Raw genomic sequence first — 14538 nt, forward strand, 5'->3', positions numbered from 1 at the left:
CCGCATGCCGATACCGCCTCTGAATGGTTTCGGAAATTGATGTGCAGACTGTTATTATTGACGATCGATCAATGCTCGCGGTGATCTTCGCATGCGGACAAAAGCTGGATCAAAAGGGAAAATGAAAGATTTTATTTTCTGGATGTTCAAGGATCTATCAGGAAAAATGATCGGTTGCGTCACAGCGAGTCGTGGCGCTTTCCACGATCAGGCGGGGATTCCAACCTATTGTTCAACGCGGGCCGCGGATCGCTTTCTCGGGCTGCGCCGGACGTCGTGCGGCCCTACCTTCGGGCTGGCACCAACGAACTGGGGCGTTGGGTGGGGTCGGGCCTGTTCAAGCCTCGATCCGCGTGAATTCCGGAGCCCCTTCGCTGAAGGAGGATCAAGTGTTCGATGTGACAGGACCGTTTCGAGGGATCGAGCTCGATGCCGAACGCGTCGAGTTCCTGCCCGCGCGCACGGTCATGACGGCGTTCCCGTTCGCCCGCGGCGGCCCCACGATCAACGGCGGTGACGGCGGCACCGGTGGCGGCACCGGTGGCGGCAACGGCGGCGGTGACGGCGGCACCGGTGGCAATGGTGGTGCCGGTGCACCCGGAGGTCACGGTGGTGACGGTGGGAACGGCGTCGGTGGCAACGGAATCGGTGGCGACGGAATCGGCGGCCCCGGTGGCGGGAACATCTGGCTGTGACCTAGTCCCTGGGGGGCGGTAGGTACGTGGTGGGGCGGTCCGCCGGTCGCGGGCCGCCCCACCACGCGCGTTCGGGTGCCGATCCCTGATGTCCCGCTGCGGATCAGGCTGCGAAGCGGTCGTCTCCAGGTTGGGAGTGAACGGACCGTGTGCCCGATCTGGTGGGACGAACGGTCCGTTGACTCCGGCTCAGCCGACGTCACGCCGTTCGGTCCGCACGTGCACCTCGTGGGTGAGCGGACCGTGCGCCCGAACTCGTTGGACGAAGGGTCCGTTGACTTCATCCGGCCCTGGCTGATTCGTGTCGGGGGGGTCATGCTCCGGCGGGGGCGTCGCGACGTGCCGGACCAGCCTTCGAAGGTTCGCCCGGAATCCTTCGGGATCAACCCGCCGGTTCGAACGTCACCGGCAGGTCGCGGAGGCCGCGGTTGCGGAACGACGGGCGCCAGCGCAGTTCCTCGGGCCGCACCGCCGACGCCAGGTCCGGCAGCCGCCGCAGTGCGGTCTCGAAACCGACCTCGGCTTCCATCCGGGCCAGCGGCGCGCCCAGGCAGTAGTGCGTGCCGTGGCCGAAGGCGAGGTGCGGGTTGTCCGCGCGGGTCAGGTCCAGCGAGTCCGGGTCGGCGAACACCTCCGGGTCGTGCTGCGCCGAGACCAGCGACAGCAGCACGGTCGCGCCCGCGGGCACCGCCACCCCGCCGATCTCGACGTCGGTGATGGGGAACCGGCGGATCGCCGTCTGCGGCGGCGGGTCGAAGCGCAGCAGTTCGTCCACTGCGGACCGCAGCAGTTCCGGTTCGGTGCGCATCGCGGTGAGCTGGTCGGGATGCGACAGCAGCGCGGCGAAGCCGTTGCCCAGCAGGTTCACCGTGTTCTCGTATCCCGCGAACAGCATCAGGAACGCGGCGGAGGTGAGCTCGTCGGCGGAGAGCCGCTCGTGCTGGGCGAGCAGCGCGCTGATGAAGTCCTCGCCCGGATCGGTGCGCTTGGCGGCGACGAGTTCCAGCAGGAACCGGTGCAGCGAACGCAACGCCTCGCTCGCGGACTCGCGGGAGGCGGGCGCGAGCATCTCGTCGGTCCACGCGCGGAAATCGGGCCGGTCCGCCGGCGGGACGCCGAGCAGCTCGGAGATCACCAGGATCGGCAGCGGGCCCGCGTAGGAGGCGATCAGGTCCGCGGCACCGGCCGGGGCGAACACGTCGATGAGCTCGTCGGCGATCTGCTGCACGCGGGGGCGCAGGTGGTGCACGCGGAACGCCTGCGCGGTGATCCGCCGCAGCCGGGTGTGGTCCGGGGCGTCCATGTTGAGCAGGTTCGCGTCGAGGTCCGGGGGCAGCGCGAAACCCCGGTAGCCGTTCCGCGCATGTGCTTTGTCCAGCGACAGCCGCGGATCGGCCAATCCGGCGCGCACGTCCTCGTAGCGGGTCACCAGCCACACCTCGGCGCCATCCGGGGTGACCGCCCGGTGCACCGAACCCCGTTCCCGGAGCCGCGCGTACGTCGCCAGCGGCGCGGTCACGAACTCATCGCCGAGCTCGACTGCTCCCATGCGACGAATCTACGACACCGCGTCGCCGGCCCGGCGGCGACGAGCGGTCAGGTCCGCGAGTTCTCCAAGGCACGACGGACGAGGACTCGGGCGAGGTGGCGGCGGTAGTCGGCGGAGGCCGTCGGCTCGTCGGCGGGGGAGGTGCCGTCGGCCGCGTGCTCCGCCGCCTCGGCGAGCGAGGCGCCGGCGGCCAGCGCGGTCTCGACGGCGGTGGCGCGCAGCGGCGTCGCGCCCATGTTCACCAGCGCCACCGCGTCACCGGCGACGGCGACGCCGACCACGGCCCAGTCGATGGCGCGGCGGGTGAACTTCTGGAAGTCCCACCCGGCGTTCTGCTTCGGCACCCGGACCTCGGTGATGATCTCGCCCGGTTCCAGCGCCGTCTCGAAGAAGTCCACGAAGAACTCCCCGGCGGGCACGTCCCGAGTCCCGTCGGGTCCGCGCAGCACCAGCACCGCGTCCAGCGCCAGCACCACCGCGGGCAGGTCCGCCGCCGCGTCGCCGTGCGCGAGCGATCCGCCGAGGGTGCCGCGGTGGCGCACCTGCGGATCGCCGATGGTGCCCGCCGCGTGCGCCAGCAGCGGCACTGCGCGGGCCAGCAGCGCCGAGTTCGCCAGGTCGTGGTGCCGGGTCAGCGCGCCGATCCGCACCTCGGGCCCCGCGTCCTCGACGAACGCGAGCTCGCGCAGCGCGTTCACGTCGACGAGCAGTTCGGGCACCGCGAGGCGCAGTTTCATCAGCGGCAGCAGCGAATGCCCGCCCGCCAGCAGTTTCGCGTCGTCGCCGTGCTCGGCGAGCAGCCGCAACGCGTCGTCCACGGACTTCGCGCGGTGGTAGGTGAACGCGGCGGGAATCACCGGGTGGCCTCCTCGCGCGACGCGGTGAGCACCGAATCGACGATGTTCTGGTAGCCGGTGCAGCGGCAGAGGTTGCCTTCCAGGCCGTTGCGCACCTCGCGCTCGGTCGGTGAGGGGTTCTCCTGCAGTAGCGAAACCGATGCCAGCACCATGCCGGGCGTGCAGAACCCGCATTGCAGGCCGTGGCGCTCTTGGAAGGCCTGCTGCACCGGGTGCAGCCGCTCGTCGGTGGAGAGCCCTTCGATGGTCGTGACCTCGTGCCCGTCGGCCTGCGCGGCCAGGACGGTGCAGGACTTCACGGACTCGCCGTCGAGCAGCACCGTGCACGCGCCGCACGAAGTGGTGTCGCAGCCGGTGTTCGTGCCGGTCAGGCCGCAGGTCTCGCGCAGGAAGTGCACGAGCAGGGTGCGGTCCTCCACCTCGTGCCGTTGCTCGGTGTCGTTGACGGTGATCGTGACTCGCAACCTGCGCTCCCTCGCGAAGACTGGCCGCCAGCCTACCGGGAATTCGGCGGATTTGATCAATTTTTCGTCCGACGACCATGCCCCGGAGCCACCCCGGCACATGCATATACTGCTTATAACAGTCTGAGTGTCGTGATCCGCTGCGAGGTGTTCGATGTCTGATCGCCCCGGTGTCGATCCCGTCCGTCGAGGGTGGACGTGTTCCCGCGACGCCGCGGCGGTGGACTCCTCCTCGACCGGTCCGCTGGACATGCGGCGGTTGAACACCAGAAGTGCCAGCGTGGCGCGCTGCTTCGACGCGCTGCTCGGCGGCAAGGACAACTACGCGGTGGACCGCGCCGTCGTCGACGCCGCCCTAGAGGTGTCGCCGGGCCTGGTCACCGCCACCGTGGATCACCGGGAATGGCTGATGCGGGTGGTGCGCTACCTGGCGCAAACCGTCGGCATCGACCAGTTCCTGGACATCGGGTCGGGTCTGCCCGCGCCGGAGAACACCCACCAGGTGGCGCAGCGGGCAAATCCGGACGCGGTCGTGGTGTACGTGGACCACGATCCGATGGTGCACTCGCACGGCCAGGCGCTGCTCGCGGACAACGACCACACCCACTTCGCCTTCGCCGACTTGACCCGCACCGCCGAGCTGCTGGCGATGCCCGCCATCGCCCGCAACATCGACCTGTCCCGGCCGGTGGCGCTGCTGCAGGGCGCGACGTTGCAGCACGTCTCGGACGGGCAGCGCCCGCACCGCGTGATGGCGGAGTACGTGGACGCGCTGGCCCCGGGTTCGTACGTGGCGGTGAGCCACCTGCACCGCCCGGAGGAGCCCGCGCACGCCGAAACGGCCGCACGGCTGGAAAAGCTGATGCTCGCCGAGCTCGGCACCGGCTGGTTCCGGGACCGCGAGGAGATCACCGCGCTGTTCGACGGCACCGAGATCACCGAGCCCGGCCTGACGCGGGCCGCGGACTGGTGGCCGGACGGTCCTCGGCTGCGTTCGCTGGTGCCCGCGCAGAACCTGCTGCTGTGCGGAGTCGGCCGCAAACCCTGATCGGGTTCCGGCGCCAGGACCACGCCGCCCGGGCCGCGCGAGCGGGACGTAGGACGCGGGACGCGATGAACCGGGCGCGCTCGGTGGTCTCGGGGCGGACTCCTCCGGCCGGTCTCGGGGATCTGGCAGGATTTCGTCGTCGCACCGCAGCACAGGGAGGCTGACTCGTGTTCGTTCTCGGCATCGACAGTTCGACCCAGTCCACCAAGGCAGTGGTCGCCGACGCGGAAACCGGCCGGGTCGTGGCCGAGGGGAAAGCGCACCACCCGGCGGGAACCGAAGTGGACCCGTGGGCGTGGTGGACGGCGGCGCAGGAGGCCGTCGAGCACGCCGCCGCCCGCACTCCCGGCAAGATCGAAGCGGTGTCCGTCGCGGGCCAGCAGCACGGCATGGTCGCGCTGGACGACGCGGGGAACCCGGTGCGCGACGCGTTGCTGTGGAACGACACCCGCTCCGCGCCGCAGGCCCGCGCGCTGATCGACGCGCACGGCGCGGCGGCGCTCGCCGACCGCACCGGGCTGGTGCCGGTCGCGAGCTTCACCCTCACGAAACTGGCCTGGCTGGCGGAGAACGAACCGCGCCACGCCGACCGCGTCGACCGGGTGCTGCTCCCGCACGACTGGTTGACCTGGCTGTTCGCCGACCGCCCCGAGCGGGCGTGCACCGACCGCGGTGACGCCTCCGGCACGGGGTACTACGCGCCCGCGACCGGACGGTGGCTGCCGGACCTGCTCGGCGAGGCCATGGGCGGCCGGACCCCGCGCCTGCCGGACGTGCTGGGACCGGCCGAGTCCGCGGGCCGCGTCTCCGGATTCGCCCCGCTGGAGGGCGCGCTGCTCGGCGCGGGCACCGGCGACAACATGGCCGGGGCGCTGGGGATCGGCGCGGGGCCGGGCGACGTGGTCGTGTCGTTGGGAACCTCCGGCACCGCGTTCGCCGTCGCCGACCACCCCTGCGCCGACGCGACGGGCCTCGTCGCGGGATTCTGCGACGCCACCGGCCGGTACCTGCCGCTGGTGTGCACGCTCAACGCGGCCAGGGTGCTCAGCGGTACGGCGAGCATGCTCGGCACCGACCTCGCCGGGCTGGACCGGCTCGCCCTGGACGCGGCACCGGGTGCGGGCGGGCTGACCCTGCTGCCCTACCTGGAGGGCGAGCGGACCCCGGACCTGCCGGACGCCTCCGGCACCCTCACCGGCCTCCGCGGCACCAACATGACTCCGGAGAACCTGGCGCGGGCCGCCGTCGAAGGCATGTTGTGCGGCCTCGCCGACGGCGTCGAGGCGCTGCGCGCGGTGGGCGTGGACGTCCGCAGGGTGCTGCTGATCGGTGGCGCGAGCGAATCCGCCGCGGTGCGCGCGGTCGCCCCCTCGCTGTTCGGGGTCCCGGTGGAGATCCCGGAGGCCACCGAGTACGTCGCGCTCGGCGCGGCGAAGCAGGCCGCGTGGGCGATCTCCGGCTCGACCACCCCACCGGACTGGGAACTGCGCTCCGAGCCTTGCCCGGCGGCGAACATCTACCAGGGCGAAGCCGTCCGCCACGCCTACCGCACCGCCCGCGAACAAATCCACGGCCTCTGACGGCGAGAACCCGCTGCGGTGAAACGACAGCCGGCGGAGCGGCCTTCCGAGAGCGGATCACCGAGGGCATTCCCTTGGCGGGTGCGAAAACGGGTTTTCAGGGCCGTTGCGGCTGGTAGCTTCCTGGGACGTCCGCGTGCAGCGGGAAACGGGCTCCCGCGGGCGGTGTTGAACCCGGGACGACGATGGGGGTTGATCGTCATGATCACGGTAGTGGCGTTGACGGTGCTCGTGTTCGCGGTGGTGATCGGGCTGCTCGCTCGGCGCCGGCCCGCGGCTCGCCGTGGCGGGTACTCGACCGCTCCGTTCATCGGGGCCGGGGACGCCCACCACTCGACGTCCGGCGGTGGCTTCGACGGCGGCGGAGTCAGCGGTGGCTTCGACGGCGGTGGCTGCGGGGGCGGCGGTGACGGCGGGGGCGGCGGCTGCTGACCCGAACCCGACTACGACAGGCCCGTTCCGATCGGAACGGGCCTGTCGCGTTGCCACGGCCGCTGATCAGCCCGAGAGCAACAGCAGCAGGCCCGTTCCGGTCAGCAGCACCATCGCCACCACCACCGGCAGCTGACCGAGGCGGGCCCCGCGCGCGTCGAACAAGCGCAGCGCCTGGTCGTGCGCGGCGGCGGTGCTCGCGAGGTGGCCGAGCACGATCGCGTTGATCTGCACCATCGCCACCGCGCCGGGGGAGAGCACCGAGTAGTCCGGCACGTTCCCGGCCGATCCGAACAGGTCCAGCCCGGTGCCGAACGGGTCACCGGCCAGGATGAACGGCTGCTGGCCTTCGATCACGAAGAACGAGAAGTAGTGCGCCACGCCGTAGCCCACGGCGATCGGCAGCAGCGTCGCGGCGAACCGGGCGGCCAACGGCTCCGCGCTGCCCGAGGTGATCGCGCTCAGCCGCATCGAACCGAAGTACAGCACCGAGATTCCCGCGATCGACACCACCAGGCCGCCGGTCGCCACCAGCACGTCCGGCCACGTCGTCGTGTTCAGCAGCGCCTGCCACCAGCTGGTGCGGGTGAGCCCGTCGAACGCGGTCGACCCGATCAGCACGCACGCCAACCCGGCGAGTCCGGGAACCGGGTCGGGGTGCACCAGGCCGGCCAGCGGATTGCGCAGGATCAACCGCCCGTCCGAGCGGCGTCCCAGCGGCGCGAAGCGGGCCAGCAGCGTCGAGTACACCTCGAAACCGTCGCCCCGCTCGAACCACGCGGGTCCGTAGCGGGCGCCGGCGGCCAGGTTCAGCAGCGCGTAGCCGAGGATCAGCGCGGCGACCAGCCGCGGATCGGCGCGGTTCGGCGCGACCAGCTCCAGCCACACGAAACCCAGCAGCCAGGCCGTCGCCACCCGGTAGCCGAGCCACGCGGGCATCGGCCGCGGATCACGCCCCAGCCGCAAAGCGCGCAGCACGGTGCGCAGCGGGTTCACCGCTCGCCACACGGGTCCCAGCAGCACGCTCGCGGGAATCAGCCCGACCCAGAACGTCACGAACAGCGCCCACGGCGCCAGGTTCGCGTTCGTCTCCGCCGGGCCGAACAGGCCGACGGCCACCACGAAGACCGCGAGCAGCAGCACCACGATCCGGGCGGCACCGCGCAGCCGAGCGGAGTTCACCGCGGCGAGCCGGACGGGCCTCCCGGCCTCCGGGTCCAGCCACGGCTTCGACCACAGCGCGAGCAGCGCGACGAACGACACGGCGACCGCCAGCGCCCCGCCGACGACCGCGGCGGCGCCGTTGAGCGGCAGGTCGGTGCGCCCGCCGAGGCCGTGCGCGAGGAACTCGGTGCTCACCGCACTTCCAGGCTGGGCAGCGACAGCCCGGACTCGTGCAGCTCGGCTTCGAACACGCCGGGGAGGTCGGCGGTGAACTCGACGACGCCGACCTGGCCGGGGGTCAGCGGTGCCGACTCGTCGTAGCCGTGGACGTGCAGCTCGTCGGGGCGGTCGCTGCGCACCTGGTACCGGACCTGGCCGCCGAGCGGGACGGACACCCGCTCGGTGCCGGTGCGTACCTGGCCGCCCGCGACCTCCGCGTCGACGACCACCGGCGGCGCGTCCGGTGCGGCGGGCGCGGGCGGGGGAGCACCGCAGCCCGCCAGCAGCAGGGTCGAGGCGGTGAGCACGCATCCGATGAGCCGCGCCGTCGTTGTCATCTCAGTGGTCCTCCTGGTCACACCGAATGTTTACAACCAACAATGTCACATTGGGGGATGACATTGTCCAGCTTCTGGTGTTCCATGGCTCGCATGAACCAGACCTCCGCCGAGTGGCACCGGGCGCTGCTGACGCAAGAGGTGCGGCCCACCGGAGGTGCCGCGCTCGACCAGATCTTCATCGCCTCCGGCGGCGCGACCGTGCTGACCCTGCTGCTCCTGCTGCTCGGGTACGCGCACCGCACCGGCCGCACCCGGCTCCTGGAGCGAGCCGCCGCGCTGTCCCAGCGCGTGCTGCCGCGCGGGCTGCCCGGCTGGGTCGCGCTGCCGCAGATCGTCGCGATGATCTCACTGGTCACGGCGCTGCTCGGGATGTACTGGGACATCTCGCTGCACATCACCCAGGGACGCGACGAAGGCCCGCTGGCCAACATCGCGCACTACCCGATCCTCATCGGCCTGTTCGGCCTGTTCACCGCGGGCATGCTCGCCGTCGTGCTGCCCAAGGACGAACCCGTCGGCGGCGCGGCCGTGCGCATCACCCGCGACTGGTACGCCCCGGTCAGCGGGCTGCTGCTGGCGGGAGCCGGGTTCTACGCGCTGCTCGGATTCCCGCTCGACGACGTGTGGCACCGCATCTTCGGCCAGGACGTGACGCTGTGGGGGCCGACGCACCTGATGCTCATCGGCGGAGCCGGCCTGTCGCTGGTCGCCGTCGCGCTGCTCGAACGCGAAGGCAGGCTCGCCCGCTCCGACCTCGGCGAACCGGGCGCGCTGCCGCGGTTCGCGCACCGCGGCATGGCCATCGGAGGGCTGCTCGTCGGCCTGTCGGTGTTCCAAGCCGAGTTCGACTTCGGCGTGCAGCAGTTCCGCATGGTGCACCAGCCGTTCCTGATCGCCGTCGCCGTCGGCTGCGCGCTGGTCGTCGCGCGGTTGTGGGCCGGTCGCGGCGCGGCGCTGTTCGTCGTCGGGTTCTACGTGCTGGTGCGCGGCGGCGTCGCCGTGCTCGTGGGCCCCGTGCTCGGGGAGCAGTTCGCCGCCATCCCGCTGCACGTCGTGGAAGCCCTCTGCGTCGAAGCCGCCGCGCTGCTGCTCGCCCGTCGCGCGCTGGCGCTCGGCGTGGTGTCCGGCCTGCTCATCGGCACCGTCGGGTACGCGTCCGAGTACGCGTGGACCCAGGTCGCCTTCCCGCTGCCGTGGACTCCGGACATGGCCGTCGAAGGCGCCGCCATGGCGGTGGCGGGTGGTGTCGCGGGCGGCGTGCTCGGCGCGCTGCTCGCCGGTGCGCTGCGCGGTGAGCTGCCGCGCCGCAAGACCTCGGTGCCCCTGTTCGCCGGCGCGCTCGTGGTGATCGCGCTCGCGGTGACCAACGCGCTGGTCGGCACCGCGCCCCCCGTGCAGGCCACCGTCACGCTCACCGACGTGCGGGGCGGACCGCAGGACCGCACCGGCCACGCCGTCGTGCGGATGAGCCCGGCAGGCACCGGGCAGGACTCCACCTGGCTCACCATGACCGGCTGGCAAGGCGGTGACCTGCACGTCGATCGGCTCACCCAGATCGGCCCGGACACCTACCGCACCAACGAGCCGATGCCGCTGCACGGCACCTGGAAGACCATGATCCGGTTCCACGAGGGCCGCGCGATGGTCGCCGTCCCGGTCTACATGCCCGCCGACGAGGCGCTGGGCGTGCCCGCGGTGACCGCGGACCCGCAGTTCACCCGAGACTCGCAACCGGAGTGGCAGGTGTTGCAGCGCGAGACGAAGCAGGACATCCCGTCCTGGCTGTGGGTGACCTGCTCGCTGGTCGTGCTGGCGTGCTCGCTGGCCCTGGTGCTGTCGCTGGGCTGGGGCGCGCAGCGGATCGGGCGCGTCGGAGCCGGTGCGCCGGAGCGGTCACCGGAGCCGGAGAGGACGGCGGTGTGATCCTCGCGGAGGCGCAGATCCTGGCCAGCCACCCCATCATCACGGCGGTGCCGTTCTTCGTGCCCACCTTCGCGGTCGTCGGCGTCGTCGCGGTGATCGTCTACCGGGACCGCCGGCGCTCCCGGGACGACGCCGACGACGACTGAGCCCGGATCCCGGTCACCGCGGGTTTCCGGAACCCGGCTCGAACCGCCTGCGGGTCGGGTGAAATCCGGGCTCGGTCGAGGGAAATCCTGGAAGTCGACCGTGTGGCTCTTGTCACAATTGTGGGCCCAGGGCACTCTCGAAGAGGTCGATGCGACGACCCGTACGAGAGGTGTTCGCCCATGTCTTCGACGACTGAACTGACCGATGTGCAGCGAGTTCTGGGGCAGCTGCGCAGCAGCGTCGGCATGCTCCGATCGCGGTACGGAAACGCTGCGGCCGTGCGCCGCCTGAGCAACGATGTGGAACGGCTCGAGATCGACCTGGCCGAACTGTCCGCATTGCCCGCCCCACGCCGGGAGATGACCCGCGGCGACACGGTGATGGTGCCGGACACGCCCTACGACCCGTCGTTGTGGCGCGACGCCGACGACGAAGGGGTCGGCGGCAGGCAGCAGCACTGATCGAACCGGCGCGGCGGCTCCGGCAACGGCGCCGAGGCCAGCGCCGGTACGAGTGGACGACCCAGCACCGGCAAGAACGATCGAGCCATCCAGGCCGAACCGGACACCGACAACGAGGTCACCCATGTCCGCACTCCCCGGTATCGATCCGTCCAGCGCCGAACCCGCCCACCCGCCCGGTCGCGCCGACCCGCGCACGCGGCGCACCGACCGGTGGTGGCTCGGGCCGCTGGTCACGGTGGTCGGGCTGGGGTTGTTCCTGATCTACGGCCTGATCCGCACGTTCATGAACACCGCCTACTGGGTGCCCGAGTACCACTACCTGGCGCCGTTCTACTCGCCGTGCCTGAGCGCGGCCTGCGTACCGGGGGCGAGCCACTGGGGGCAGTGGCTCCCCGCGATGGGGCCGTTCCTGCCGCCCCCGGTGATCGTGCTGCCGTTCGTGTTCGGGTTCCGGCTGACCTGCTACTACTACCGCAAGGCCTACTACCGCTCGTTCTGGGCGGCGCCACCGGCGTGCGCGGTCGCCGAACCGCACCGCCGCTACACCGGCGAGACGCGGTTCCCGCTGGTGATGCAGAACGTGCACCGGTACTTCTTCTACGTCGCGCTGCTGGTCGCGGCCGTGCTCACCTACGACACCGTGATCGCGTTCCGCGGCGCCGACGGCGGTTTCGGCGTCGGGCTCGGCTCGCTGCTCATGGTGGTCAACGCGGTGCTGCTGTGGATCTACACGGTGTCCTGCCACTCGTGCAGGCACCTCATCGGCGGTCGCATCAACCACTTCTCCAAGCACCCCGTGCGCTACTGGCTGTGGACCAAGGTGAGCGCGCTCAACGCGCGGCACATGCAGCTCGCCTGGGCCTCGCTGCTGTCGGTGGCGCTGGTCGACCTGTACGTGCTGCTCATCGCGGCCGGTGCCTTCCCCGATCCCCGACTGTTCAACTGAAAGGCCCTCGATGCGGATCGAGCAGCACGACTACGACGTCATCGTGATCGGTGCGGGCGGCGCGGGACTGCGCGCGGCCATCGAGACCCGGCAGCGCGGACTGCGCACCGCGGTGGTGTGCAAGTCGTTGTTCGGCAAGGCCCACACGGTGATGGCCGAAGGCGGCATCGCGGCCTCGATGGGCAACGCCAACCCGCACGACGACTGGCAGGTGCACTTCCGGGACACGATGCGCGGCGGGAAGTTCCTGAACAACTGGCGGATGGCGGAGCTGCACGCGCGGGAGGCGCCGCATCGGGTGTGGGAGCTGGAGACCTACGGGGCGCTGTTCGACCGCACCGCCGACGGCCGGATCAGCCAGCGCAACTTCGGCGGCCACGAGTACCCGCGGCTCGCGCACGTCGGCGACCGCACCGGGCTGGAGCTCATCCGGACCTTGCAGCAGAAGATCGTCGCGTTGCAGCAGGCCGACTTCGCCGAGCACGGCGATTACGAGGCCGGGTTGAAGGTGTTCCAGGAGTGCACCGTCACCGAACTGCTCAAGGACGCCCCGGACGGACGGATCGCCGGGGCGTTCGCCTATTGGCGGGAGAGCGGGCGCTACGTGCAGTTCCGCGCGCCGGTGGTGATCCTCGCGACCGGCGGCATCGGCAAGTCGTTCAAGGTCACGTCGAACTCGTGGGAATACACCGGCGACGGGCACGCGTTGGCGCTGCGCGCCGGCGCCGCGCTGATCAACATGGAGTTCGTGCAGTTCCACCCGACCGGCATGGTGTGGCCGCCGAGCGTGAAGGGCATCCTCGTCACCGAGTCCGTGCGCGGTGACGGGGGAGTGCTGCGCGACTCGGGCGGGCGCCGGTTCATGTTCGACTACATCCCCGACGTGTTCAAGGACAACTACGCCGACACCGAGGAGGAGGCGGACCGCTGGTACGCCGACCCCGAGGCCAACCGCAGACCACCCGAACTGCTGCCCCGCGACGAGGTGGCCCGCGCGATCAACAGCGAGATCAAGGCGGGGCGCGGATCGGAGCACGGCGGGGTGTTCCTGGACATCGCGACCCGGCTGACCCCGGACGAGATCACCCGGCGGCTGCCGTCGATGCACCACCAGTTCCGCGAACTGGCCGACGTGGACATCACCGGGGAGATGATGGAGGTCGGCCCCACCTGCCACTACGTGATGGGCGGAGTGGAGGTCGACCCGGACACCGCGGCCTCCGGGGTGCCGGGGCTGTTCGCGGCCGGTGAGGTCGCGGGCGGGATGCACGGGTCGAACCGGCTGGGCGGGAACTCGTTGTCGGACCTGCTCGTGTTCGGCAGGCGGGCGGGGCTCGGCGCCGCGGAATACCTGGCGGCCGGGCACCGGCCGGAGCCCCGGCCGTCCGATGTGGACGATGCGGCCGAGCGGGCGGAGCAGCCGTTCGCGCCCGCCGCGGGCTCGACCGCGGAGAACCCGTACGCCCTGCACTCCGAGCTGCAGCAGGTGATGAACGACCTGGTCGGCATCATCCGCGTCGGCGAGCAGATGCAGGACGCGTTGCAGCGCCTGGAAGAACTGCGCGAACGCGCCCGGAACCTGGTGGTCGAGGGCAACCGGCAGTTCAACCCCGGCTGGCACCTCGCTCTCGACCTGCGGAACATGCTCCTGGTGAGCGAATGCGTGGCGCGGGCGGCGGTGCTGCGCACCGAGAGCCGCGGTGGCCACACCCGCGACGACCACCCCGGCATGGCTCCCGTTTGGCGGCGCACCCTGCTGGCCTGCTCGCTGAGCAGGGACGGCGTCCGCGTCGACGAGCAGCGCCAGCTCCCGGTGCGCCCGGACCTGCTGGAACTGTTCGCGGCCGAAGAGCTGCGCAAGTACTTCACCGACGAGGAACTCGCCGCCACGGCGGGCTGAGGAGGCCGACGATGAGTTACCTGGCGCATCTTCGCGTGTGGCACGGCGACGCCGACGGCGGCGAGCTGCGGGACCACGTCGTCGAGGCGGCGGAGGGCGAGGTCGTGCTCGACCTCGTGCACCGCCTGCAGGCCACCGAATGCCCCGACCTCGCGGTGCGGTGGAACTGCAAGGCCGGCAAGTGCGGGTCCTGCTCGGCGGAGATCAACGGCAAGCCGAAGCTGATGTGCATGACGCGGATGTCGACGTTCGCCACCGACGAGGTCATCACGGTGACGCCGATGCGCACCTTCCCGGTGATCAAGGACCTGGTGTGCGACGTGTCGTTCAACTACGTCAAAGCCCGCGAGGTGCCCGCGTTCGAGCCGCCCGCCGACCTCGAACCCGGCGAGTACCGCATGCAGCAGGTGGACGTGCAGCGCTCGCAGGAGTTCCGCAAGTGCATCGAATGCTTCCTGTGCCAGGACGTCTGCCACGTGATCCGCGACCACGAGGACAACAAGGAGGCGTTCTCCGGGCCGAGGTTCCTGATGCGGGTGGCCGAACTGGAGATGCACCCGCTGGACGCCCGCGGCGAGACCCGCGCGGACCGGGCCGACGAGGCGCGCGAGGAGCACGGACTCGGGCTGTGCAACATCACCCGGTGCTGCACCGACGTGTGCCCGGAGCACATCCAGATCACCGACAACGCGCTCATCCCGTTGAAGGAACGCGCCGCCGATCGGTACTACGACCCGCTGCTGCGGCTGTTCCGCCGCAAGCGGGACTGAGGCCCGTCACCGCCCGGACCGGAAAAGGGCACCGCACGG

15 protein-coding genes are annotated in these 14538 nt (G+C 71.0%); 10 read left to right on the forward strand and 5 right to left on the reverse strand.

Features of this window, described 5'->3' with window-relative positions; translation table 11 throughout:
* Window positions 1-467 precede the first annotated feature (467 nt).
* Window positions 468-695 carry a hypothetical protein gene (locus OOZ19_RS12650; protein WP_266090376.1) on the forward strand — a complete coding sequence of 76 codons (228 nt, stop codon included), beginning with the start codon at window positions 468-470 and terminating at the stop codon, window positions 693-695.
* Window positions 696-1077: 382 nt separating this feature from the next.
* On the opposite strand, the gene OOZ19_RS12655 is transcribed toward OOZ19_RS12650, so the two are convergent.
* From OOZ19_RS12655 to OOZ19_RS12665, 3 genes are read right to left on the reverse strand one after another with little or no spacing between them, the layout of a single operon-like run.
* Complete coding sequence (locus OOZ19_RS12655) at window positions 1078-2244, reverse strand: cytochrome P450 family protein (RefSeq protein WP_266090290.1); 1167 nt, start codon at window positions 2242-2244, stop codon at window positions 1078-1080.
* Window positions 2245-2291: 47 nt separating this feature from the next.
* Window positions 2292-3101: an FAD binding domain-containing protein gene (locus OOZ19_RS12660; RefSeq protein ID WP_266090291.1), complete on the reverse strand. Its 810-nt coding sequence runs from the start codon at window positions 3099-3101 to the stop codon at window positions 2292-2294.
* A complete protein-coding gene (locus OOZ19_RS12665) occupies window positions 3098-3565 on the reverse strand; it encodes a (2Fe-2S)-binding protein (protein ID WP_266090292.1) in 468 nt (155 codons plus the stop codon). The genes OOZ19_RS12660 and OOZ19_RS12665 overlap by 4 nt, the downstream gene beginning before the upstream one ends.
* Before the next feature lie 154 nt (window positions 3566-3719).
* Here OOZ19_RS12665 and OOZ19_RS12670 point away from each other — a divergent pair, with 154 nt between their 5' ends.
* From OOZ19_RS12670 to OOZ19_RS12680, 3 genes are all read left to right on the forward strand, one after another.
* Window positions 3720-4613: an SAM-dependent methyltransferase gene (locus tag OOZ19_RS12670; RefSeq protein WP_266090293.1), complete on the forward strand. Its 894-nt coding sequence runs from the start codon at window positions 3720-3722 to the stop codon at window positions 4611-4613.
* 167 nt (window positions 4614-4780) lie between these two features.
* Entirely contained in the window at window positions 4781-6193 is a 1413-nt protein-coding gene (gene xylB / locus OOZ19_RS12675; protein ID WP_266090294.1) for a xylulokinase, read from the forward strand.
* Between the two features lie 201 nt (window positions 6194-6394).
* The gene (locus tag OOZ19_RS12680) at window positions 6395-6625 is read left to right on the forward strand and encodes a hypothetical protein (protein ID WP_266090295.1); all 231 of its coding nucleotides are present in this window, start codon (window positions 6395-6397) and stop codon (window positions 6623-6625) included.
* Between the two features lie 66 nt (window positions 6626-6691).
* Here OOZ19_RS12680 and OOZ19_RS12685 read toward each other — a convergent pair whose 3' ends face one another.
* Complete coding sequence (locus tag OOZ19_RS12685) at window positions 6692-7984, reverse strand: hypothetical protein (protein WP_266090296.1); 1293 nt, start codon at window positions 7982-7984, stop codon at window positions 6692-6694.
* Window positions 7981-8346: a cupredoxin domain-containing protein gene (locus tag OOZ19_RS12690; protein ID WP_266090297.1), complete on the reverse strand. Its 366-nt coding sequence runs from the start codon at window positions 8344-8346 to the stop codon at window positions 7981-7983. The genes OOZ19_RS12685 and OOZ19_RS12690 overlap by 4 nt, the downstream gene beginning before the upstream one ends.
* A gap of 93 nt (window positions 8347-8439) precedes the next feature.
* On the opposite strand from OOZ19_RS12690, the gene OOZ19_RS12695 reads away from it, so the two are divergent.
* From OOZ19_RS12695 to OOZ19_RS12720, 6 genes are all read left to right on the forward strand, one after another.
* Window positions 8440-10272, forward strand: coding sequence for a hypothetical protein (locus tag OOZ19_RS12695; RefSeq protein WP_266090298.1), 1833 nt, complete (start codon window positions 8440-8442; stop codon window positions 10270-10272).
* A complete protein-coding gene (locus OOZ19_RS12700; RefSeq protein WP_266090299.1) occupies window positions 10269-10418 on the forward strand; it encodes a hypothetical protein in 150 nt (49 codons plus the stop codon). The genes OOZ19_RS12695 and OOZ19_RS12700 overlap by 4 nt, the downstream gene beginning before the upstream one ends.
* 180 nt (window positions 10419-10598) lie before the next feature.
* On the forward strand, window positions 10599-10880 hold the full coding sequence (locus OOZ19_RS12705) for an Rv0250c family protein (protein WP_266090300.1): 282 nt from the start codon (window positions 10599-10601) through the stop codon (window positions 10878-10880).
* 124 nt (window positions 10881-11004) lie between these two features.
* On the forward strand, window positions 11005-11829 hold the full coding sequence (gene sdhC / locus OOZ19_RS12710) for a succinate dehydrogenase subunit SdhC (RefSeq protein ID WP_266090301.1): 825 nt from the start codon (window positions 11005-11007) through the stop codon (window positions 11827-11829).
* Between the two features lie 10 nt (window positions 11830-11839).
* Window positions 11840-13729 carry a fumarate reductase/succinate dehydrogenase flavoprotein subunit gene (locus tag OOZ19_RS12715; RefSeq protein WP_266090302.1) on the forward strand — a complete coding sequence of 630 codons (1890 nt, stop codon included), beginning with the start codon at window positions 11840-11842 and terminating at the stop codon, window positions 13727-13729.
* An 11-nt stretch (window positions 13730-13740) separates the two neighbouring features.
* On the forward strand, window positions 13741-14499 hold the full coding sequence (locus tag OOZ19_RS12720) for a succinate dehydrogenase/fumarate reductase iron-sulfur subunit (protein WP_266090303.1): 759 nt from the start codon (window positions 13741-13743) through the stop codon (window positions 14497-14499).
* Window positions 14500-14538: the final 39 nt, after the last annotated feature.

The sequence above is a fragment of the Saccharopolyspora sp. NFXS83 genome (assembly GCF_026241095.1).
Classification (GTDB): Bacteria; Actinomycetota; Actinomycetes; order Mycobacteriales; family Pseudonocardiaceae; genus Saccharopolyspora_C.

Coding starts and splice junctions, on each gene's coding strand:
- OOZ19_RS12650 (WP_266090376.1), top strand. CDS start 468: ATGACGGCGTTCCCGTTCGCCCGCGGCGGCCCCACGATCAACGGCGGT.
- OOZ19_RS12655 (WP_266090290.1), bottom strand. CDS start 2,244: ATGGGAGCAGTCGAGCTCGGCGATGAGTTCGTGACCGCGCCGCTGGCG.
- OOZ19_RS12670 (WP_266090293.1), top strand. CDS start 3,720: ATGTCTGATCGCCCCGGTGTCGATCCCGTCCGTCGAGGGTGGACGTGT.
- OOZ19_RS12680 (WP_266090295.1), top strand. CDS start 6,395: ATGATCACGGTAGTGGCGTTGACGGTGCTCGTGTTCGCGGTGGTGATC.
- OOZ19_RS12690 (WP_266090297.1), bottom strand. CDS start 8,346: ATGACAACGACGGCGCGGCTCATCGGATGCGTGCTCACCGCCTCGACC.
- OOZ19_RS12695 (WP_266090298.1), top strand. CDS start 8,440: ATGAACCAGACCTCCGCCGAGTGGCACCGGGCGCTGCTGACGCAAGAG.
- OOZ19_RS12705 (WP_266090300.1), top strand. CDS start 10,599: ATGTCTTCGACGACTGAACTGACCGATGTGCAGCGAGTTCTGGGGCAG.
- sdhC (WP_266090301.1), top strand. CDS start 11,005: ATGTCCGCACTCCCCGGTATCGATCCGTCCAGCGCCGAACCCGCCCAC.
- OOZ19_RS12715 (WP_266090302.1), top strand. CDS start 11,840: ATGCGGATCGAGCAGCACGACTACGACGTCATCGTGATCGGTGCGGGC.
- OOZ19_RS12720 (WP_266090303.1), top strand. CDS start 13,741: ATGAGTTACCTGGCGCATCTTCGCGTGTGGCACGGCGACGCCGACGGC.